A 24,915-nucleotide genomic window follows, 5' to 3' on the forward strand; every position below is an offset into this window, starting at 1 on the left:
GTTATCAGTCTTGTCCGTCTCTGCTTCCTAAATATTAGACCTGAATCCTTACGATAATATGTCATTTGCACATGAAAGTTTGCCGTTTGTTTGTAAATAAATTGTAGTAAGCATGGCATAATCCTCTAATTTGAATATTTTTTGAACAGAACGAGTGCAATTTTTAATAACTAAAATTATGAAACCTATAGAAAACTTTTTGTCGTATTTAGATGACTTAGATATTAAACTTTGGATTGATGAAGTTAACGGATCTGCTGCACAAGATGTTAGCCTGCGCTGTAATGCCCCTAAAGGAACACTGACACCAGACATACGTGCTGAGTTAGCTGAACGTAAAGATGAAATTATCGCGTTTCTGCAAAAGGCCAGTCTCGCCTCAACTTTCGCTGTTGAACCCATTCGACCCATTTCAAGGAACGGAACTATCCCTTTGTCCTTAAATCAGCAAAGATTGTGGTTTCTACACCAAATAGAGGGAGAAAGTACTACCTATAACGAGTTTTTTGCTGTAAGCATTAAAGGTTTGCTTCAGATTAATCATTTGGAGCAGAGCTTGCAAGAAATTATACAGCGTCACGAAGTTCTACGAACCACTTTTCCCAATCAGGATGGCTATCCTTTCCAGGCGATCGCTCCTACTCTGGCAATAACCCTACCAGTGGTGGACTTGCAAGCATTGCCAAAAGTCGAGCAGTCTGCTCTCATACAACAGTTATCTCAAGAAGTTCAACGACCCTTTGACCTAGTCAATGGTCCGTTGTTGCGAGTTACTTTGGTGCAACTAGAGAAAGAGTCTTATGTGTTGCTACTTTGTATGCACCACATTGTTTATGATGGTTGGTCAATGGGGGTATTCATCCAAGAACTATCTACTTTATATCAAGCTTTTTGTGCTGGAGTTTCATCCCCGTTAGCAGAATTACCAATTCAGTATGCCGACTTTGTGGTTTGGCAAAGACAATGGTTGAGTGGAGAAGTCCTAAAAACTCAACTAGATTACTGGCTTTCTCAATTGCATGATGCGCCATCGCGATTACAATTACCTACAGACCACCCTCGTCCAAGTGTGCAAACTTACCAGGGTAGGACTGAAAGTTTTAGTTTAAATACTGAACTAACACAGAAGTTGCAAAGCCTGTCTCGGGAGTCGGGTACAACCTTATTTATGACCCTGCTGGCAGCGTTTGCCACTTTACTGTATCGTTACAGTGGTGAATCAGATATTTTAATTGGTTCACCAATTGCCAATCGTAACCGCAGTGAAATAGAGTCACTGATTGGCTTTTTTGTGAATACTTTGGTGTTGAGAACCAGTTTTGAAGATAATCCCAGTTTTAAGAACTTACTAGCACAAGTCAGGGAAACTACACTCAAAGCTTATAAACATCAAGATGTAACTTTTGAACAGATAGTAGAGGCATTACAACCACAACGCTCTTTAGCTTACTCTCCCCTGTTCCAAGTGATGTTTGTATTGCAAAATACACCAATGAGTGAATTAGAATTACCTGGTTGTACTTGGTGTGAGTTAAATCAAGAAAGAACCATTGCTAGGTTTGATTTAACACTGACAATCACCGAAACCTCTCAGGGATTGGTAGGGTCATGGGATTACAGTACCGACTTGTTTGATGGCAGCACCATCGAACGCATGGCGGCTCATTTCCAGAACTTGCTGTCAGCAATTGTGGAAAATCCAGTAACAGCAGTGAGTGAATTACCTCTGTTGAGTGCAGCAGAACGCCATCAGTTGTTGAGGCAGTGGAATGATACTGCAACGGAATATCCCACTGATAAATGTATTCATCAATTGTTTGAGCAGCAGGTAGAGAGAACACCCGATGCGGTGGCAGTGGTGTTTGAGAATCAGCAGTTGACCTACGAGCAATTAAATCGAAAAGCCAACCAACTAGCACATCACCTGCAAACCCTCGGTGTCGGACCAGAAGTGCTGGTGGGCATTTGTGTGGAACGTTCTTTAGATATGGTGGTAGCACTGTTGGGGATACTTAAGGCTGGTGGTGCTTATGTACCCCTTGACCCCACTTATCCCCAAGAACGGTTGAGTTATATGTTGGCGGATTCGGGTGTGGAAGTGTTGCTTACTCACAGGCAGTTGTTGTCATCTTTGCCGTCGAACACTGCACAAGTGGTTAGTTTGGATAATGATTGGGAAGCAATTGAGCAATACAGTCACCAGAATCTTGATGTTGGGGTAGATGCAGATAATTTGGCTTATGTGATCTACACTTCTGGTTCTACTGGACTACCGAAGGGAGCAATGAATACCCACCAGGGAATTCGCAATCGTTTACTGTGGATGCAAGACGCTTATCAATTAACGAGTAGCGATCGCGTTTTGCAAAAAACTCCTTTCAGCTTTGATGTTTCAGTGTGGGAGTTTTTCTGGCCTTTACTAACTGGAGCGAGGATTGTAATCGCTAAACCAGAAGGGCATAAAGATAGTACTTATTTAGTCAACCTAATTTCTACTCAGCAAATTACGACAATACACTTTGTACCATCCATGCTTCAAGTTTTTCTGCAAGAACCCAACTGTGGAAATTGCAGTTGCTTGCAGCGAGTCATTTGTAGTGGAGAAGCACTACCGTTTGAACTTACTGAACGCTTCTTTGAACACCTTGAATGTGAACTTCACAATCTTTATGGACCAACAGAAGCAGCGATTGATGTGACCTTTTGGCAATGTCAGCTCCAAGAAAATCGTCAGCTAGTCCCCATCGGTCGCCCCATAGCCAACACCCAAGTTTATATCCTAGACAAACAGCTCCAAGCAGTACCCATAGGCGTACCCGGAGAATTGTACATTGGAGGTGATGGTTTAGCCAGAGGCTACCTCAACCGCCCAGAACTAACTAGCGAAAAATTCATCCCAAATCCCTTCTGCGATCGCAAATCTGAACGCCTTTACAAAACAGGGGATTTGGCTCGTTACAGTAGTGACGGTAATATAGAATTCCTCGGTCGCATTGACTATCAGGTAAAGATTCGCGGCTTCCGCATCGAACTTGGGGAAATCGAATCCGTTCTCAATACCCATCCCCAAATCCAACAGACGGTAATCATTGCCATAGAAGATATCCCGGATAACAAACGTTTAGTAGCATATATAGTCAGTGAGGATGAATTACTCACCACCAACCAACTACGTGAATTCCTCTTTTCAAAGCTACCAGAATATATGGTGCCTTCTGCCTTTGTCACTTTAGACACCCTACCTTTAACAGCCAACGGCAAAGTAGACCGTAAAGCACTACCAGCACCTGAGAGAGAAATTAGCCAAGAAGATGAATACGTAGCACCACGTACACCATCTGAAGAAATAATAGCCAACATCTTCGCTTCTGTTCTAAATATCCAAGCAGTAGGCATCAACGACAACTTCTTTACCTTAGGGGGACATTCCCTACTAGCAACCCAATTAATTTCCCGACTCAGAGTAGCTTTTGAAGTAGAAATAGAACTACGGGCAGTCTTTTCTTCTCCTACCGTAGCTCAACTAGAGCAAACATTAACCCAGTTACGCACTAGCGATCGGGGATTAAGTCTTCCCCCCATTCAACCAAGAACACAGAGCGAAGAATTACCTTTATCTTTTGCACAAGAGCGACTGTGGTTCCTCAACCAACTAGAAGAAGCTTCTGCTATTTACAACATCTCAGGGGCAGTCCGTATAAGTGGGAACTTGGATATTAATGCCTTGCAACAAGCATTATCAGAAATAGTACGCCGCCACGAGATACTACGCACCAGCTTCCCAACTGTGAATCGCACATCAATACAGGTAATTCACCCACAAGCCACCATGAACATCAAGGTGGTGGACTTACAGCAACTAGAAGTTACAGAACGGGAAACAGTCTTACAGCAACAAGCACAACTGGAAGCAACTACCCCCTTTGACCTAGAGATAGTACCACTAATTAGGTGTAGTTTAGTGCAGTTAGATGCCAGAGAATATGTGTTATTACTGAATATGCATCACATAGTCTCTGATGGTTGGTCAATGGGGGTATTCATCCAAGAACTATCTACTTTATATCAGGCTTATTGTGCTGGAGTTTCATCCCCGTTAGCAGAATTACCAATTCAGTATGCCGACTTTGTGGTTTGGCAAAGACAATGGTTGAGTGGAGAAGTCCTAAAAACTCAACTAGATTACTGGCTTTCTCAATTGCATGATGCGCCATCGCGATTACAATTACCTACAGACCACCCTCGTCCAAGTGTGCAAACTTACCAGGGTAGGACTGAAAGTTTTAGTTTAAATACTGAACTAACACAGAAGTTGCAAAGCCTGTCTCGGGAGTCGGGTACAACCTTATTTATGACCCTGCTGGCAGCGTTTGCCACTTTACTGTATCGTTACAGTGGTGAATCAGATATTTTAATTGGTTCACCAATTGCCAATCGTAACCGCAGTGAAATAGAGTCACTGATTGGCTGTTTTGTGAATACCTTGGTGTTGAGAACCAGTTTTGAAGATAATCCCAGTTTTAAGAACTTACTGGCACAAGTCAGGGAAACTACACTCAAAGCTTATGAACATCAAGATGTACCTTTTGAACAAGTAGTTGAGGCATTGCAACCACAACGCTCTTTAGCTTACTCCCCCCTGTTCCAGGTGATGTTTGTATTGCAAAATACACCAATGGGTGAATTAGAATTACCTGGTTGTACTTGGTGTGAGTTAAATCAAGAAAGCACCATTGCTAAGTTTGATTTGACACTGACAATCACCGAAACCTCTCAGGGGTTGGTAGGGTCATGGGATTACAGTACCGACTTGTTTGATGGCAGCACCATCGAACGCATGGCGGCTCATTTCCAGAACTTGCTGTCAGCAATTGTGGAAAATCCAGTAACAGCAGTGAGTGAATTACCTCTGTTGAGTGCAGCAGAACGCCATCAGTTGTTGAGGCAGTGGAATGATACTGCAACGGAATATCCCACTGATAAATGTATTCATCAATTGTTTGAGCAGCAGGTAGAGAGAACACCCGATGCGGTGGCAGTGGTGTTTGAGAATCAGCAGTTGACCTACGAGCAATTAAATCGAAAAGCCAACCAACTAGCACATCACCTGCAAACCCTCGGTGTCGGACCAGAAGTGCTGGTGGGCATTTGTGTGGAACGTTCTTTAGATATGGTAGTGGGACAATTAGGCATCCTCAAAGCGGGTGGGACTTATGTGCCACTAGACCCGACCTATCCCTTTGAACGTCTATCCTTTATATTAGAAGACGTTCAATCACCAGTGCTGCTGACCCAAGAGTCGTTGCTAGACTCACTACCATCCTCCTGGGCGCAAGTGATTTGTCTAGACTCAGACTGGGAAACTATCACCCATTGTAGTAAAGAGAATCCTATCAGTGGTGTGGTTCCAAGTCACTTAGCTTATGTGATGTATACCTCAGGTTCCACAGGTCAGCCTAAGGGAGTGACGGTGAGACATAGCGGGGTTGTACGCTTAGTCAAACAAACCAACTACGTCAACTTGACCGAGGAGGAAATTTTCTTACAACTGGCTCCTTTCTCATTCGATGCAGCAACTTTCGAGATTTGGGGTTGCTTACTCAATGGTGCACGGCTAGTGGTAATGCCGCCAAATATACCATCTTTGATGGAGTTGGGACGAAGCATTAGGCAATACCAAGTCACTACCTTGTGGCTGACAGCTGGTCTATTTCAGCAGATGGTAGATCAGCAAATCCAGGATTTAAAGCCTGTACGTCAGCTTTTAGCTGGAGGTGATGCTTTATCGGTGGCTCACGTTCAGAAAGTTTCGCGTCAGCTAGAAAATTGTCAGTTGATCAACGGTTATGGTCCGACGGAAAATACAACCTTCACCTGCTGCTACTTGGTGACACAAGCAGCCAAGCTGGGTAACACTGTCCCCATCGGTCGCGCGATCGCTAACACCCAAGTTTATATTTTAGATCGGAATTTACAACCAGTGCCTGTTGGGGTTGCGGGCGAGTTGTACATTGGCGGCGACGGCTTGGCTTGTGGCTACCTGAATCGGCCAGAGTTGACAGCAGAAAAATTCCTGCCCAATTCGTTTGATTGCCAACCAGGAGCAAGGTTGTATAAAACCGGGGATTTAGGGCGCTATCTTGCTTCGGGGGATATCGAGTTCCTGGGGCGCATGGACTCGCAGGTGAAAATCCGTGGCTTCCGCATTGAACTAGGTGAGATAGAGGCAGCACTCGGTCAACACCCAGAAGTGCGCTCAACTGTAGTTATAGTGCGGGAAGATGTACCGGGGGATAAACGCTTAGTTGCCTACCTAGTTCTGTACCAAGAACAGACACCAACAGTGAGTGACCTGCGTCAATTTCTCAAGCAAAAACTGCCAGAGTACATGATACCAACGGCATTTGTGTTCTTGGCAACCTTACCACTGACTCCTAACAGCAAAGTAGACCGTCGTGCATTACCAGTACCTGAGTACCATCGGGAATTGGAAGTTAGCTTTGTCGCCCCACGCAATCCCACTGAAGAGATGTTAGCAGGCATCTGGGCTGAGGTGCTGGGAGTAGAGCGAGTGGGGATTCACGATAACTTCTTTGAACTTGGGGGACATTCCTTACTCGCTACTCAAGTTATTACTCGGTTGAGTGAAGCATTTTCCCTTGAATTGCCTTTGCGTAGCTTGTTTGAAAACTCTACCATCGCCCAGCTAGCTGAAGTAGCGGTTGTCCAAAAAATTGAGCAAGCAGAAAGTAACATGCTAGAGCAAATGTTAGACGAGTTCGACGAGTTATCAGATGACGAAGTAAAGCAACTGCTCACACAACACCAGTAACCGCTAGTTTGCTAATTAAGTTGACATGAATTTGACTTTTGGATAGCGATTTAGCCCTGTTCATAATCTGCCAGTTTCAAATCCAATTAATTTTAAAAAAAACAATCATGAAAAATCAGCAATTATACCTCAAACACAACGTAGTAGTAGAGCCTTTAATTAATCAATGGTATGCCTGGTCATACCTGATTTCACCTGCTACGGCTGCCATGTTCATAGCACATTCGCATTTAAAGATAATGCAGTCATTTGTATCAACACCGCAAGTACATATTTCTGCGCTTAAAAATCCAGCAATGCTAGGAGGTCCATTTATTAACTATGACGCAAGTAGAGTTGATGAAATTAAGACTTTGATGGAAAAAACGATAAAAGAGCAAGCTCATCTGTTAGAACTTGCAGAAGCTATCAAGACTCTTGATAAAATGTTAACAAATGAAGCCACAGGTTATTCTCTTGAACCTGTCTATCAAAAAATCCCTGAAGTTTTGAAAGGCTATGTCGAATTGGTTTATGACTTAAATAATCATCCTTCAATTCGATTTATAGAAGGGCTACTTTATAAAAGCCCATATTACAACCAATCTACACAGAGTATAGCACTCTATTTAACTAATCCAGATGAACGTAATTTCGTATTTAGCACTCCCCGGTTAGAGGATGATAACTGCTTACATTTAAGTATACCTTTTAGTTCTGAGGTAATAGATGAGTTATTTAAGATGAAAGATGTTCCCTGTTCATTAAGTAGCATTGAAGAAAAGCTAGATATTAAAGATAAAGATTATGAGTTATTTACATCATTATTTACGGAAGAAGAACCGCACAAATCTCCTGAATATATTGGTGACGATGTAAGAATTCGTTACTTTGGTCATGCTTGCCTTTTAATTGAGTCGAAAGGTGTTAGTATTTTGTGCGATCCGATAATTAGCTATCAGTGTGATAGCGGAATTACTCGTTACACTTATGCCGATCTACCAGATAGTATCGACTATATATTAGTTACTCACAATCATCAAGACCATTGCATGTTTGAAACCTTATTACAGTTGCGCCATAAAACTAAGAATGTGATTGTGCCAAAAAATAATGGCGGCGGATTAGCAGATCCATCTTTAAAATTAGTTTTGCAGAATATAGGTTTTGACAAAGAAAAAGTTAGAGAAATTGATGAAATGGAAACTATAGATATTCCAGGAGGAATGATTATTGGCTTACCTTTTTTTGGCGAGCATGGAGATATCAATATTAGAACAAAAATTGCCTATGTGATTAGTTTACAAGGAAAGACTATATGTATAGCAGCCGATTCAAATAATCTTCAACCTAAAGTTTATGAATATATACATAACTTTTTAGGAAATGATGTCGATGTCTTATTTTTAGGAATGGAATGTGATGGGGGACCAATGACCTGGTTATATGGTTCATTGTTAACTCAACCATTAGCAAGGAAGATGGATCAATCAAGAAGAGTTAATGGCTCGAATTATGAAAAAGCTATTGATTTAGTCAACCAATTAAATCCTAGAGAAGTTTACGTGTATGCTATGGGACAAGAGCCTTGGTTAACTTTTCTTACATCTATTCAATATACTGAAGACTCTCGTCCGATTATTGAGTCTAACAAATTAGTCGAAAAGTGTACTGTTCAAGGAATTATAGCAGAAAGATTATTTGGGCAAAAAGAATTTTTTGTGAAATAGACTTTATTACCGCAACATCAGAATTACAGACTCAATTAATTAATCAAAAATAAGTGTTTTATGAATGACATTCAAAAACGTCTTAACAATCTCTCTCCAGAAAAGCGGGAACTTCTTGTAAAAAAGCTACAAACCCACAAAGGAACTTCTTTAACAGAGAAAGCAAATAAAATTCCATCGATTCAACCAGTCTCTAGAAATCAGCCAGTTCCGCTATCATTTGCTCAACAGCGATTGTGGCTATTGGAGCAGCTAGAACCAGATAGTGCTGCTTACAATATCCTAGGAGGAGTGTGCTTGAGTGGTCAGCTGAATGTGAGTGCCTTAGAACAAAGTTTCAGCGAAATCATCCGCCGCCACGAAGTTTTACGCACAAATTTCATTACGCTTGATGGACAACCAATTCAAATCATTCACCCAACTTGTTCCTTTTCAATGACAATAGTAGACTGGCAAAATCTGTCAGAAACTGAACAAGAAATCTCCATTCAGCAATTAGCAACAGCAGAAGCAAAACGCCCGTTTGACCTAGCAAAGGAACCTTTAGTGCGGGTGAATTTGCTCAAATTAGAACAGACAGAACACATATTGATGTTTTGTATGCACCACATTGTTTCTGATGGTTGGTCAATGGGTGTGTTTGTCCAAGAGTTAGCTACTCTTTACTCTGGATTTTGTAATCAGCGGCCTTCACCGCTTGCGGAACTAACTGTTCAGTACGCAGACTTTGCACAGTGGCAACGACAGTGGTTGCAAGGTGAAATACTTGAGTCCCATCTCGCTTATTGGCGACAACAACTTGCGGGTGCACCAGCTTTATTAGAACTGCCTACAGACCGTCCAAGACCTGCTGTGCAAACCTTCCGAGGAGAACGTCAATCTTTTACTCTGTCTAGTGAACTAACTCAAGCGCTCAACTCACTCAGTTTGCGAGAAGGAGTCACTTTGTTCATGACGCTGTTAGCGGCATTTAACACCTTGCTTTACCGCTATACAGGGCAGGTAGATATATTGGTCGGCTCGCCCATTGCTAACCGCAATCACAGTGGAATTGAAGGATTAATTGGCTTCTTCGTCAATAATTTAGTCTTGCGGAGTGATATCTCCGGCAACCCCAGTTTTCAGGAATTACTTGGGCGAGTTCGGGAAGTAACAATGGATGCTTATGCTCATCAAGACTTGCCTTTTGAACTATTGGTAGAGACATTGCAACCCCAACGTGACTTAAGCTATACACCATTGTTCCAAGTGGTGTTTGTCCTCCAAAATACTCCGATGCCAGAGATGGAGATTCCAGGTTTAAGCTTGAGTGCGTTGGCTGTAGACAACAAAACGGCAAAGTATGACCTAATTTTAACGTTTGAGAACACTGCCCAAGGACTGGTGGGGTTATGGGATTACAACACTGACTTGTTTGATGGATCAACCATTGAACGTATGACTGCTCATTTCCAGAACTTGTGTAGCGCGATCGCCAAAAATCCCCAGCAGAAAATTTCTGAATTACCTATATTGAGTGCCGCTGAACGTCAGCAGTTATTATTTGAGTGGAATGATATCCAAAGAGAATATCCTAAAGATAAGTGTATCCATCAACTATTTGAGGAACAGGTAGAGAAAACACCTCATGCAGTAGCAGTGGTATTTGCAGAGCAGGAATTGACCTATCGACAGTTGAATGACCGAGCGAACTGTTTGGCTCATTATCTCCAAACTCTCGGTGTGGGGCCAGAAGTACTGGTCGGTCTTTGTGTTGAACGTTCCTTGGAGATGGTGGTGGGATTGTTAGGCATTCTTAAAGCGGGTGGAGCTTATGTGCCTCTTGACCCCAGTTATCCGATAGAACGGCTGAGTTACATGTTGGACGATGCACAGGTGGCAATATTGTTGACGCAAGACAGTTTGTCGTCGTCTGTTCCATCTCAAACTGCCTGGACGGTTTGTTTGGACACTGATTGGGAAGTAATCGAGCAGCATAGTCAGGAGAATTTAGCTACTAGTGTCAATGCAGATAATTTGGCTTATGTCATCTACACTTCTGGTTCTACTGGAAATCCCAAGGGGGTTTGTACGCCTCATCGTGGTGTAGTTAGACTATTACAAAATACTAATTACGCTCACTTTAACTCTGAACAAGTTTTTCTCCAATTGGCTCCGATTACCTTTGACGCTTCCACCTTAGAACTGTGGGGAAGCTTGCTTCATGGTAGTAAATTAGTTATTTTTCCCAGCCAAGCTCTCGACCTAGCCCTGTTAGTGCAAATCTTGCATCAACACCAAATCACCTTTTTGTGGCTGACAGCAGGACTTTTTCATCTGATGGTAGAAGAATACTTGGATGCCTTGTCCTCAGTGCAACAACTATTAGCCGGAGGAGATGTCTTATCTATTGCCCATGTATTGCAATTTAGGCAACAACATCCCCACTGTCGCTTGATTAACGGCTATGGTCCAACGGAAAATACCACTTTTACCTGTTGCTACACGCTTGTTGACGACCAAGACATCCAGCAGACTGTTCCTATTGGCAAGCCGATCGCTAACTCCCAAGTTTATATCTTAGACCAGCACATGCAACCAGTACCGATTGGAGTGGCTGGAGAACTATACGTGGGGGGCGATGGCTTGGCCAGAGGCTACCTCAACCGTCCCGAACTAACTTTAGAAAAATTCATCCCCAACCCCTTTTCCTCTGATAAATCAGCACGGCTGTATAAAATCGGCGACCTTACACGTTACTTACCCGATGGCAACATTGAATTCCTGGGACGGCTTGATGACCAAGTCAAGATTCGCGGCTTCCGCATCGAACTGGGCGAAATCGAAGCAGCTCTAAGTACTCATCCCCAGATTCAACAAGCCGTGGTCATTGCTATTGCCGATAATTCTGAAAATAAACGTCTGGTCGCCTATGTAGTCAGTAATGAGAAAACCCTCAGCACTAACCAAATACGGGACTTCCTGCAACAGCAACTGCCTGCTTACATGCTGCCCTCTGTGTTCGTCATCCTTGACACTCTACCTCTAACTCCCAATGGCAAAGTAGATAGAAAAGCACTCAGGGAAATAGATTCACAAAACTCTGAATCAAATGCTAACTTTGTTGCTGCTCGGACTCTGGAAGAAGAGCTACTTGCACAGATTTGGTCTGAGGTACTTGGAGTTGCACAAGTGGGGATTCATGACAATTTCTTTGCGCTTGGTGGAGATTCTTTGCTGATCGTGCAAGTGGTAGCTAAAGCCAATAAGAGTGGATTAAAACTGTCCCTAAAACAGATATTTAACCATCAGACGATCTACGACCTCGCTGGGGTTCTCCAACAGTCAGATTTATCCTCAAGTATACTCAAAACAGCCCCTTTCAGTCTTATTAGCTCAGAAGAACGCCAGTCTTTACCAAATGGGGTTGAAGATGCCTACCCATTGACAAAGTTACAGTTGGGAATGCTTTTCCATAGTGAATATGCTCCTGAAACTGCCATTTACCACGATGTTTTTAGCTATTATCTAAAAGCTCCCCTCAATATCCAAGTTCTGCATTCAGCCTTAGAAGAGATTGTCACCCGTCATCCAGTGCTACGTACTAGCATTGCCATGACTCAATTTTCACAACCACTACAATTGGTTCATTCTCAAGTAAGCATTGAACTACCTGTTGACGACCTCAGTTATCTACCATTAGATGAACAAGAGAGCAACATTACTACTTGGATTGAACAGGAAAAACAGCGATCGCTTTCTTGGGATGCTCCCCCATTGGCACGCTTTCATATCCATCAACGTAGTAGTGACACCTTTAACTTAAGCTTCAGCTTTCATCATGCCATTTTAGACGGATGGAGTCTCGCAACTCTAATAACAGAATTAGTTCAACACTATTTCTTCCTACTAGGTGAAACGATACCGCCTCTTTCCACAGTTCCAAGTCTAACATTTCGAGATTATGTGGCTTTGGAACAAGAAACATTACAGTCTCAGGAGTGCCAACAGTACTGGCATGAAAAACTAGCAGACTTTACCGCGACTAAACTACCTCGTTTGCTTGATAGTCAACAGCACAGCTCAGTAGAACAGGTTGGTAAGCAGGCAGCTGAGATATCGCCAGCTTTATCAGCACAACTTAAACAGTTTGCCATCAAGGTTGGAGTACCCCTTAAAAGTGTTCTGCTAGCTGCTCATTTGAGAGTAATGAGCTTTTTGAGCAACCAAGCAGATATTACCACTGGGGTGGTGACTCATGGAAGACCAGCTGCGGAAGATAGCGAGCGTGTTCTGGGTTTGTTTCTTAATACCATACCTTTGCGAATGCAACTAAGTGGGGGAACTTGGGTTGAGTTGGTAGAGCAAACTTTTGCAAATGAGCGAGAGGCATGGTCTTTCCAAAGATATCCCTTGGCACAATTACAACAGAAAGTGGGATTAGGACAGCCATTGTTTGAAACAATGTTTAATTATGTTAATTTTCATGTTTACCAAGGTTTATCTGGCATTGATAACTTGGAGGTGTTAGGGGGGCAATTTTTTGAGCAAAACAATTTTACATTCGCAGCTCAATTTCCTGTGAATCCAATAACGGGTGAAATCTCCTTAAGCCTCACTTACGACCCAAGCCAATTTAGCTTTGAGCAGGTGAAAAGTATCGGTGGTTATTACCTCAAAATATTGGAGGCAATGGTTACTCAACCCGAAGAGCAATATCAGCAGGTTTGCTTGTTAAGTACCACTGAACGTCAGCAGTTGTTAATGGAGTGGAATGATACCCAGAAGGAATATCCAAAAGATAAGTGTATCCATCAACTATTCGAGGAACAGGTAAAGAGAACACCGGATGCGATCGCAGTAGTATTTGAACAGCAGGAATTAACTTATCGACAGTTGAATGACCGAGCCAACTGTCTGGCGCATTACCTTCAGACTTTGGGAGTACAGCCAGAAGTGTTGGTGGGGATTTGTGTCGAACGTTCGATTGAGATGGTGGTGGGATTGTTAGGCATTCTTAAGGCGGGTGGAGCTTATGTACCTCTTGACCCCAGCTTTCCCCAAGAACGGTTAAGTTATATGTTGACTGATTCGGGTGTCGAGGTGTTGCTGACTCACAGCCAGTTGTTGTCATCTTTGCCGTCACCTACGGCACAGGTGGTTTGTGTGGATAGTGATTGGGGGGCAATTGAGCAACACCAGAAGGAAAATCTTGATGTTGGGGTAGGTGCGGATAATTTGGCTTATGTGATCTACACTTCTGGTTCTACTGGACTACCGAAGGGAGTTCAAATCTGCCACTACAGTGTAGTCAACTTCTTAAATTCTGTGAGTCATTTTCCGGGATTAACTCAGGAAGATACTTTCAATGCAGTTACCACCATTTCCTTTGATATTGCAGCCCTTGAACTTTATCTGCCATTAATGGTAGGAGCAAAAGTTATCGTGGTTCCCCGTGAAATAGCTACTGATGCGGATTTGCTGTTGTCTGAATTATTCGAGTCGAAGACAACCGCTATGCAAGCTACACCAGCTACTTGGCAAATGCTATTAGCTGGTGGTTGGTCTTCTAATTATCCCTTGAAAGTATTTTGCGGTGGTGAAGCATTACCAGCTCAACTAGCCCATCAAATTCTAGAAACTGGTAGCGAATTGTGGAATTTGTATGGCCCAACAGAAGCAACTATCTGGTCTGCAATTTACCAAGTAGGAGCAAACAAAACAGTAGCAAGAAACGAAGCTGCTCCTTCTGCCATTGGTCGCCCGATAAGTAACACCCAAATATACATCTTAGACTCACACCTCCAACCAGTACCCATAGGCGTACCCGGAGAACTCTATATTGGTGGTGATGGTTTAGCCAGAGGCTACCTCAACCGCCCAGAACTCACCCAAGAAAAATTCATCACCAACCCCTTTAGCCAGGAAGAGGGAGCACGACTTTACAAAACTGGAGATTTAGCTCGCTATTTAGATGATGGCAACATTGAGTACCTTGGTCGAATTGATAACCAAGTGAAGATTCGCGGCTTCCGTATAGAGTTGGGAGAAATTGAAGCAGTGTTGACCAAACATCCTCAAGTGCAGGAGGCGGTGGTCATTGCCCGCGAAGACCAACCAAGTGACAAACGTTTAGTTGCTTATTTTGTCCCCAAGAAGCAACAAGTCCCCACCAACAGTGAATTGCGCTGCTTCCTCCAAGAAAAGCTGCCCAATTATATGTTACCTAGTCACTTTGTACTTTTAGAATCACTGCCGCTTACACCCAACGGTAAGGTTAACCGCCGCGCATTACCCGCGCCAGAAGGTCTTCGCCCAGACCTTGAAATTGCATATGCGATGCCACAAAATAAGCTACAACAAACGATCGCGACTGTTTGGCAAAAAGCCCTGAATCTAGAAAAAGTAGGTATATACGATAACTTTTTTGAATTGGGTGGTCATTCATTACTGATCATTCAAATTTATAGCCAATTGCGGGAAATATTACAAACAGATTTTCCAATGATCGAGTTATTGAGATATCCAACTATCAGTTCTCTAGCAGAGTATTTCAGTCAAACCAATAATCAAAAAACATTATCTCATCAAACTGAGATCCAAGCTGAAAAACTCAAAACTGGCAAAGCTCGACTCAAACAACGCCGAGAACAAATACAGTAAAAATAAAACTGTTTTAAGTTAATTGATCTAGGAGTTAGAACAATCAATCATGGATAATCCTATGCCTTTTACTCAAAACACTGGTTTAGAAATAGCAGTCATCGGCATGGCTGGTCGTTTTCCTGGAGCTAAAAATCTTGATGATTTTTGGGACAATCTTCAGAAAGGAGTAGAGACGATTTCTTTTTTCACTGATGAGGAGTTACTGGCTTCAGGAATAGATCCAGATGTATTGAGTAAACCTAACTATGTGAAAGCATCTGGAGTATTAAAAGATATAGAACTTTTTGATGCTTCATTTTTTGATTTTGATGCAAAAGAAGCAGAAATTACCGATCCGCAACATCGTTTTTTTCTAGAATGCGCTTGGGAAGCCTTGGAAAATGCTGGCTATGACTCTCTATCTTACAAAGGTTCGATTGGTATTTACGCTGGTACTGGGTATAACTCATACTTATTCAACCTTTATTCAAATCAAAACATTATAAACTCACTTAGTAATTTAGAAGTTGCAATTGGAAATGACAGAGATTTTCTCACCACACGCGTTTCCTATAAACTTAACTTGGAAGGGCCCAGTTACACAGTTCAAACTGCCTGCTCAACATCATTGGTCTCTGTTCACTTAGCTTGTCAAAGTTTGCTAAGTGGTGAATGTGATATGGCTTTGGCTGGCGGCGTTTCTATAAATACGTATCGAAAAGAAGGCTATCTTTACCAAGAAGGAGGTATTGCTTCTCCAGATGGCCACTGCCGTACTTTTGATGCTAAAGCAAAGGGAACTATCAGTGGTGATGGTGTGGGTATTGTAGTGTTAAAACGATTAGAAGATGCTCTGGCAAATGGAGACAATATTTCTGCTGTGATCAAAGGTTCTGCTGTTAATAACGATGGTTCTTTTAAACTTAGTTATACGGCACCTCGTATAGATGGTCAAGCAAAGGTTATAAGAGCAGCTCAACTGACGGCTGAGGTTGAACCTGAGACAATTACATATATTGAGGCTCATGGGACAGCAACTCCCTTAGGTGACCCAATAGAAGTAGCAGCGTTAACACAAGTGTTCTCACCTCATACTGAGAAAAAACACTTTTGTGCCCTTGGTTCAGTAAAAACTAATGTCGGTCATTTAAATACGGCAGCTGGTGTTGCAGGCTTCATCAAAACTGTCCTTGCACTGAAACATGGTTTGTTACCACCAAGCTTGCACTTTGAAGAACCTAATCCCCAAATTGACTTCGAGAACAGCCCCTTTTATGTAAATACTGAGCTATCACAATGGAAGGTTAACAATGTTCCTCGCCGTGCAGGGGTTAGTTCTTTTGGTATTGGCGGCACTAATGCACATGTAATTTTGGAAGAAGCACCAGTTGACATTAGGCAAGACATAGACTTATGTCAATCTCGCCCTTGGCAGTTATTAGTACTTTCTGCTAAGACAAGCTCTGCACTGGAGAATGCCACAGTAAATTTAGCGACTCACCTCAAGCACAACCCGACATTAAATCTTGCCGATGTGGCTCACGTACTGCAAGTAGGTCGTCGCGCTTTCAACCATCGCCGAATATTAGTTTGCCAAGACTTAAATGATGCAGTGCAGGCACTAGATTCTCCAAATCAAGAGCGAGTTTTGACCAACTTTCAAGAGCCTTGCGATCGCCCTATTGTATTTATCTTTCCTCAGGAGGAAGTACTGTGTGTAAATAGAACTTTGGAGTTATATCAGTATGAACCAACATTTCGTCAGTGGATTGATTCTTGTTCTGAAATCATCAAATCCGATCGCGAACTAGATTTACGCACAGTATTGTATCCAAACCAAGAACAAGCTGAAAAGGCTGCTTATTTGTTAGAACAAACTCAAATTTCCCAGCTAGCATTGTTTGTGATTGAGTACGCTTTAGCACAGCTATGGCTGTCTTGGGGTATACGTCCTCAATCTATGATTGGTTATAGTACTGGAGAGTATGTAGCTGCAACTCTTGCTGGTGTATTTTCCCTAGAAGATGCTTTAGCACAAGTAGCTGCTCGCGGGCAATTGCAACAGATGCCCTTGGGGACAACCTTATATCCAGGTGTAGAGGACTACGTTGGGCAAATCGAAAAAATCGAATTGAACTCACCTCAGATTCCTTTTATCTCGAATGTGTCAGGAACTTGGATTACTACAACGGAAGCAACAGACCCGAACTATTGGTCAAAGCATCTAAAGCAGACAGCAAACTTTGCAGATGGTGTTGCTGAGTTCATAAAAGAGCCAAATGCCATTTTATTAGAGGTTGGTTCCAAAGGAACATCAAGTGCTTTAGCTGATACGCATCAAGAAGATAAACCTACGGCTTTGAGTTCACTTCCTCATCCAAAAGACCAACAGTCGGATATAGCATTCTTGCTGAATACGTTAGGGCAACTCTGGCTTTTGGGAGTTCAAGTAGACTGGTCTGGTTTTTATGCCCACGAGCAGCGTCACCGGATTCCGTTGCCAACTTATCCTTTCGAGCGTCAACGTTACTGGATTGACGAACAACCAGATTTTGTACCTCTCACTACACAAGTAATACACAAAAAGTCAAATATTGCAGACTGGTTTTACATTCCTTCATGGAAACAATCTAAACTCATTGAACCTTTTGAAGAAGAAAAGACACAAGCTCAAAAGACTTCTTGGCTTGTTTTTGTTGATGCATGTGGGTTAGGAAAAGAACTTGTAACACGACTGGAACAACAAAAGCACAATCTGATTACAGTGGTTGTGGGAGAACAGTTTGCAAAACTAAATGATAATGCATATACAATCAATCCCCAGCGACAAGATGACTATGAAGCCTTGATCCAAGAACTACGCCAATTGGATCGGATACCAGAAGCGATCGCCCACTTATGGAACGTCACATCATACGATCAATCGTACTTACCAGAGCGGTACTTTGAAAATAGTCAGTATTTAGGCTTTTACAGCCTGCTCTTCTTAACTCAAGCCTTAAATAAACAAAACATAACTTATCCTCTGCAAATTATCACAGTGACAAACAATTTGCATGAAGTGACAGGTGAAGAAAGTTTAAACCCTGAAAAAGCAACCTTGTTAGGACCGTCTAAAGTTATTGGACAAGAATATCCGAACATAGTTTGCCGTAGTGTTGATGTTGTGATTCCCAAATCTACAACTGAAAACGAGAAGCTAATAGACTATTTGATAGAGGAATTTACAACTAAAACAGATGACCTAATAGTTGCGTATCGTGGACATCATCGCTGGGTTCAAACATGGGAACCCGTCCAACTAAATGCAGTGACTGAAGAAAAAACCAAGTTTAGGGACAGAGGTGTTTATCTGATCACTGGTGGTTTGGGAAACATTGGCTTTACTTTTGCCAAATACTTAGCTAAGGCATTCAAAGTCAAGCTGATCTTGTTAGGACGCTCCGATCTTCCTATTAGAGAGAATTTCTCCGAATGGATAGCAACGCATGGTGAACAGGACAAAGTAAGCCGCCAGATTCAAAAAGTAAAGACTCTGGAAGAATTGGGTGCTGAGGTTTTAGTCATCAGCGCGGATGTGGCTAACTTTGAACAAATGCAAGCAGCAATAGCTCAGGCAGATGAACACTTTGGCAAAATTAATGGTGTGATTCATGCGGCAGGGATAGTCGCAGATGATTCATTTAAACTTATTCAAGATACAGGTAAGGCTGACTGTGAAATGCTTTTTCAGCCTAAAGTGCACGGGTTATTTGTACTGCAAAAAGTTTTGCGTGACAGAGAGCTTGATTTTTGCCTTTTACTATCCTCCGTATCCTGTATTTTAGGAGGATTAGGGTTTGCCGCTTATTCGGCAGCAAATCTTTTTATGGATGCTTTTACTTATCAGCAAAATCGCACAAAAACTGTACCTTGGATTAGCTTGAATTGGGAAGGCTCACCAGTTGAGAAAGAACAGCAAAATACAGATGATAATCAATCAACTTTGGCTGAACTATTTATTACACATACAGAAAGTGTAGAGGTCTTTAAACGTGTTCTTTCCATCAAGAAGCTATCTCAAATTGCTATTTCATTAGGGGATTTACAAGCTAGAATTAATCAGTGGCTTAAACTGGAATCAATACGTGATATAGAACATTCCACACAAGATACAGAGCGTTCAGTACAGAAAGATTCACCTCAACTCCGCCCAAGAGCAAATTTGCAAACTGCTTATGTGCCTCCCCGTACTCCTGTTGAGTTCGTCGTTGCCAATTTATGGCAACAACTCCTAAATATTGAGCGTGTAAGTATTTATGACAATTACTTTGAATTGGGAGGTCATTCCCTTGTAGCTGTGCGCTTAATGGCTCAAATTCAACGAAAATTTGGTCAGAATCTACCATTGGCTGCTCTGTTTCAAGCTCCTACAGTGGAAAAACTAGCTAGTGTTCTCCAAGAGACAACAGATTCCCGACCTTGGTCTCCTTTAGTAGAAATTCAGCCTCGTGGTTCAAAGCGACCTTTCTTTTGCTTACCAGGAGGTGGTGGAAACGTCCTTTACTTTCACCAATTAGCGAATTATCTGGGGCTAGACCAACCATTTTACGCTTTACAAGCATCAGGACTTGATGGAAAGACTTCTGCATACACAGCTATTGAAGATATGGCTGCTGATTACATCAAAGCAATACAAGTTGTGCAGCCAGAAGGTCCATATCTTCTGGGAGGTCATTCCTTCGGAGGTCGTGTAGCTTTTGAAATCGCCCTACAGTTGCAACAGCTAGGTCAAGAGGTTGCTGTGCTTGCCATTTTTGACACTTGGGCACCAATTCCTGACCAAAAACCTGTGGAACACAAGGATGATACGCAATACTTAATTGAGATGGTAAACATGATAGAAGGATTTTTTAGCAAGAATTTATTTATAACAGAGGATACTCTGAGAACGCTGATGCCAGATGAGCAGTTAAACTACTTTCTCGGTCGGTTAAAAACTGCTGAAATATTACCTCCACAGGCTACTTTAGAGCAAGTTAACGGTTTTTTAGAAGTTTATAAAGCTAACACTAAAGCTAATTATGCTTATATGCCACAGGATATTTACCGTAATCAAGTCACCGTCTTCCGGGCAAAAGAAGAGGTCTGTGATAATCCATCAATGGGTTGGGATAAGTGCTCTTTAAAATCAGTAGAGACTTATGAAGTACCAGGCGAACACATCACAATGTTAGCAGAACCTCATGTTCAGGTTTTGGCAAAACATTTAAAAGTTTGTCTTGAACAAGCACAGGCAAATGGTTGAAAAAAATTATACCAAACAAAACCTGACCCAGAATGGAATTTGGATTTTCATTCTGATCTGGTTTGGACAATTGGTATCAGTGATTGGCTCTGGTGTGACTGGCTTTGCACTGGGTATATGGGTGTACCAGCAGACAGGATCGGTAACAAAGTTAGCCCTCACTTCTTTGTCAGCAACTCTACCGTCTGTGATCATTTCTCCACTAGCGGGTGTGCTTGTAGATCGCTGGAACCAAAAGTGGATAATGCTTATCAGCGATTTGGTTGCAGGTTTAACGACAGGCTTGCTGGCGCTGATGCTCTTTGTAAGTAACCTCGAAATCTGGCATATTTATCTAGCGACAGCTGTTCAATCCATCTGTACTAGCTTCCAAGTACCAGCTTACATGACAGCTATGACATTGTTGGTTCCCAAGCAGCAACTGACTAGAGTCAATGGTCTACTTAATCTTGGACAATCTATGACTCGGTTGATATGCCCTATACTAGCAGGTGTATTGATTGCGATCGTTAAAATTCAAGGCATTATTCTGTTGGACTTAGCTACCTTTGTCTTTGCCTTCGTCATGCTGCTATACATTCGGTTCCCCAAACCTCAGATCGCAGATCATACAAATGTTACGGCAAAAAGCTCGCTGTTAATTGAAGTTGTGGATAGTTGGAGATACATCAAGGCAAAACCAGGAATTTTAGGGTTAATGTTATTCACAGGTGTTATCAACTTTATGTTTGGCACAGTTGAAATACTAAGTGTCCCTTTGATACTCTCTTTTGCTTCAGCAACGGTGCTAGGAATTTTAACATCTGTTAGTGGTAGTGGTATGTTGTTCGGTAGCTTAGCTATGAGTATTTGGGGAGGATCGCAGCGCAACATCAACAATTTGTTTTGCTTTATGTTGTTGAACGGACTGTGTATTGCAGTTATAGGGCTAAAACCTAATGTTTGGCTTATTGGTGTCGCTGCCTTTGTCTTCTTTTTCGGCTTGCCAATTATTAACAGCTCAGCTTATGTCATCCTGCAAAGAAAAGTCATGTTCAATGTTCAGGGAAGGGTCTTCGCCTTGACAGGAATGATTTCTACGTCTTGCCTAACCCTTGCTTATCTCGTTGCTGGACCTCTAGCCGACAATGTCTTCAAGCCCCTAATGGCTCCAAGTAGTCCATTGGCTGGAAGCCTGGGACAAATTATCGGAGTCGGATCAGGACGTAGTATTGGTCTAATGTTCATAGTTATGGGAATATTGACCATGATAGCAACAATTCTTGCTTACCAATATCGTCCTCTTAGATTGGTAGAGAAAGATTTACCAGATACATAGACTATCGCTTTTGTGGTGGTGGGAGCATCAGTAGGTAAAGAAGCAGAAATATAAACTAATAGGAGACAACCATGAATATACATGAACAAGAAGACAAAACGATTTACAAAGTGGTTGTAAATCACGAACAGCAGTATTCTATCTGGCCTGCCGAACGAGAAAATGCTCTTGGTTGGCAAGATGCAGGTAAAAATGGTTCCAAGGAAGAATGCTTAACACACATTAAGGAAGTGTGGACTGACATGAGACCGCTTAGCTTGCGGAAAACAATGGAGGAAGGAGTCAGCACGTAAAATATACTCGTAGCTTCAAGTGTTGAGGAAGATTGTTTAGAAGCGCTTCCTCTTGGTAGAGAAGTATATCAAAACCGAGGATTATAAGGCAGATATTGCTATGGCTTATAAACAACAAGAAGCTCAGTTAAAAATGATTGAGTCAATAAGGAAACGAATTCAACCATTAGCAATTTTCCTGTACGGAATCGGTATGTGTACTATTTAAGGTAGTTGCTCAAGCTATTCAAGCTAATTATTTTCTGTCTGGAAATTTACCTTCACAATAAATTATGGAAATTCAAGTCGTAGGCGTTGTAGGCGCAGGTGTTATGGGAATAGGACTATCACAAAGCCTAGCCCAAACTGGTCATAATGTAATTCTTTTAGATATTTCTGACAAAATTTTAGAACAGGCAAAACAAGAAATAAAAAATAATATCCGTTTCCAACAGCTTTTCACAAAAAATAAGCAAGTCAACCAACCAGATGATATTCTGAGTAACATTACGTTTTCTACAGATTATCAATTACTTCAAGATGCAGAGTTTGTTATAGAAAATGCTACAGAAAAGTGGCAGATTAAAAAGAACATATACGAAAAAATAGATGTAATTTGTCCGCCAGAAACCGTCTTTGCTGCTAATACATCTGCTATACCTATTACTCGCATTGCTTCAGTCACAAAGCGTGCCTCTAAAGTTATTGGGATGCATTTTATGAATCCCGTACCAATGAAGCCTGCGGTTGAAACAATTCGTGGTTATCACACTAGTAATGAAACTATTGAGACAGCCAAAAAATTATTGTCTCAGATGGAAAAAGAATGTATTTTGGTCAATGACTCCCCAGGCTTTGTATCGAATCGCATCTTGATGTTAACAATTAATGAAGCTATTTTTCTTTTACAAGAACAAGTAGCATCAGTGGAAGAAGTAGATAGAATTTTCAAAACATGTTTTGGACATAAAATGGGACCATTAGAAACTGCTGACTTGATAGGATTAGATACGATTCTATTCTCTATCGAAGTTCTGTATGAAAGTTTTAATGATAGTAAGTATCGTCCATGTTCTTTACTTAAGAAAATGGTTGATGCTGGATTACATGGACGGAAAAGTGGACAAGGTTTTTACACCTACAACAATTGAGAAATTCAAAATTTGAACCCATAAGTACTACAGGGTTAGCGCGTCTCAAAACCTATTGACAAGAGGACTTGCCTGATCAGCAATAAGGTGGGAAACAAAGTGAGACCATCTGAGGTAGGGTAAGATTTAATTCATCGAACTGTCATATAAAAGTAATGTCAACAGGATTTGAGAAGAGGAAGCATAAAACTAAAACATCTTTTGCAGCCAGCGTAGATAGCTTTGACATTACCAGTAAGTTTCAGGAATATTTCACAGAAGTGAAAGACCCCAGAGTGGAAAGAACGAGATATCATTTACTCACAGATATCATCACCATAGCGATTTTGGCAGTAATAGCAGGCGCGCAAGGTTGGGAAGATATTGAGGAGTATGGACTCAATAAACAGGAGTGGTTGAAAACGTTTTTAGAACTACCATTCGGAATACCTAGTCCAGATACATTTAGAAGAGTGTTTGAGAAAATTAATCCCAAAGAATTTGAGCAATGTTTTCGGCAGTGGGTTCAATCATTGGTTGAGAAATTGGGAGTAGAAGTAGTAGCCATAGATGGCAAAACTCATAGAGGCTCCTATGACCGAGAATCAAAACTAAAAGCCTTGCACACGGTTAGTGCCTGGTCGAGTGAACATCGTTTGGTTTTGGGACAAACAAAGGTCAGTTCTAAATCGAATGAAATCACTGCAATCCCAGCACTATTGGACATATTAGACATCTCTGGCTGCATCATTACCATTGATGCGATGGGTACACAGAAATTGATTGCCGAAAAAATTATTGCAGCTGATGCGGATTATATTCTGAGCTTGAAAGATAATCACCCAACACTCCATCAACAAGTAAAAAATTGGTTTGAGGCAGCACAATCCATTGAATTTGAAGATATCGATATCAGTATTAGTCAACGTATTGAAAAAGGACATTACCGCATCGAAAAACGTACAGTTTACACCGTACCTGTGTCGCAGATTCCTGGACTTTATCAGCTAGATTTATGGGGAGGACTAAAAACAATAGTGATGGTAGTACGTTCGATTCAGTATTGGAATAAAGCAACACATGAAGTGCAATTTTACATTACTAGTCTTATTAATGATGCAAACAAGATTGCTAGTGCAATTCGACAGCATTGGGGAATCGAAAATTCTGTTCATTGGACATTGGATGTTACTTTCCACGAGGATGAATGCCGAATTCGTTCTTTACACAGTCCACAAAACTTTGCTTTACTACGTCGCATTGCTCTTAATGCATTAGAGCGAGAATCATCTTTTCGTCGCAGTATTCGCCAAAAATCACGACGAGCAGCTATGAACGATCGCTATATGCTTTCTGTGTTGGCTGCGGCTCTCTCAAACTCAGTACCTCTGCCATAATCCCCCTGTCAATAGGGTTTGAGACGCGCTAACCCTGATAAGTACTATTTACAGCAGGTTGACAATGAAAGAAGCTAAAGACAAAATCAAAAAATTTCTAACTCAGTCTTTTGGTCATCATGAATTTCAAGAAGATGAAGATATATTCTCTCTTGGCTTTGTGAATTCGATGTTTGCTATGCAGCTAGTTCTCTTTTTAGAGAAAGAGTTTCAAATAACGATTGAAAATGAAGACCTTGAAATTGAAAACTTCAGCAGTATTAATGCCATGAGCAGCTTTTTAGAAAAAAAGCTGGCTATATCTGCACAGAATTGAAGTAAAGAATATTAGGCATTAACATTTGTT

General features: G+C 41.6%; 9 protein-coding genes. All 9 read left to right on the forward strand.

Annotated elements, in window-relative coordinates:
* Positions 1-178 precede the first annotated feature (178 nt).
* The 9 genes from ACFE90_RS13125 to ACFE90_RS13165 all read left to right on the forward strand — a co-directional run bounded on the left by ACFE90_RS13125 (position 179) and on the right by ACFE90_RS13165 (position 24,885).
* The gene (locus ACFE90_RS13125) at positions 179-6,832 is read left to right on the forward strand and encodes an amino acid adenylation domain-containing protein (RefSeq protein WP_375501123.1); all 6,654 of its coding nucleotides are present in this window, start codon (positions 179-181) and stop codon (positions 6,830-6,832) included.
* A gap of 107 nt (positions 6,833-6,939) precedes the next feature.
* On the forward strand, positions 6,940-8,541 hold the full coding sequence (locus tag ACFE90_RS13130; RefSeq protein ID WP_375501125.1) for an MBL fold metallo-hydrolase: 1,602 nt from the start codon (positions 6,940-6,942) through the stop codon (positions 8,539-8,541).
* A 60-nt stretch (positions 8,542-8,601) separates the two neighbouring features.
* A complete protein-coding gene (locus ACFE90_RS13135; protein WP_375501127.1) occupies positions 8,602-15,183 on the forward strand; it encodes an amino acid adenylation domain-containing protein in 6,582 nt (2,193 codons plus the stop codon).
* A gap of 49 nt (positions 15,184-15,232) precedes the next feature.
* The gene (locus ACFE90_RS13140; RefSeq protein WP_375501129.1) at positions 15,233-20,452 is read left to right on the forward strand and encodes an SDR family NAD(P)-dependent oxidoreductase; all 5,220 of its coding nucleotides are present in this window, start codon (positions 15,233-15,235) and stop codon (positions 20,450-20,452) included.
* Positions 20,445-21,770 carry an MFS transporter gene (locus ACFE90_RS13145; protein WP_375501131.1) on the forward strand — a complete coding sequence of 442 codons (1,326 nt, stop codon included), beginning with the start codon at positions 20,445-20,447 and terminating at the stop codon, positions 21,768-21,770. The genes ACFE90_RS13140 and ACFE90_RS13145 overlap by 8 nt, the downstream gene beginning before the upstream one ends.
* Before the next feature lie 71 nt (positions 21,771-21,841).
* Positions 21,842-22,063, forward strand: coding sequence for an MbtH family protein (locus ACFE90_RS13150; protein ID WP_375501133.1), 222 nt, complete (start codon positions 21,842-21,844; stop codon positions 22,061-22,063).
* A gap of 272 nt (positions 22,064-22,335) precedes the next feature.
* Complete coding sequence (locus ACFE90_RS13155; RefSeq protein ID WP_375501135.1) at positions 22,336-23,193, forward strand: 3-hydroxyacyl-CoA dehydrogenase family protein; 858 nt, start codon at positions 22,336-22,338, stop codon at positions 23,191-23,193.
* Between the two features lie 155 nt (positions 23,194-23,348).
* Positions 23,349-24,569 carry an ISAs1 family transposase gene (locus ACFE90_RS13160; protein WP_375501137.1) on the forward strand — a complete coding sequence of 407 codons (1,221 nt, stop codon included), beginning with the start codon at positions 23,349-23,351 and terminating at the stop codon, positions 24,567-24,569.
* Between the two features lie 64 nt (positions 24,570-24,633).
* Positions 24,634-24,885 (forward strand): acyl carrier protein, encoded by a 252-nt coding sequence (locus ACFE90_RS13165; protein ID WP_375501139.1) that lies wholly within the window; start codon positions 24,634-24,636, stop codon positions 24,883-24,885.
* The last annotated feature ends 30 nt before the right edge of the window (positions 24,886-24,915 follow it).

It is taken from the genome of uncultured Nostoc sp., assembly GCF_964245445.1.
Lineage (GTDB): Bacteria > Cyanobacteriota > Cyanobacteriia > Cyanobacteriales > Nostocaceae > Nostoc.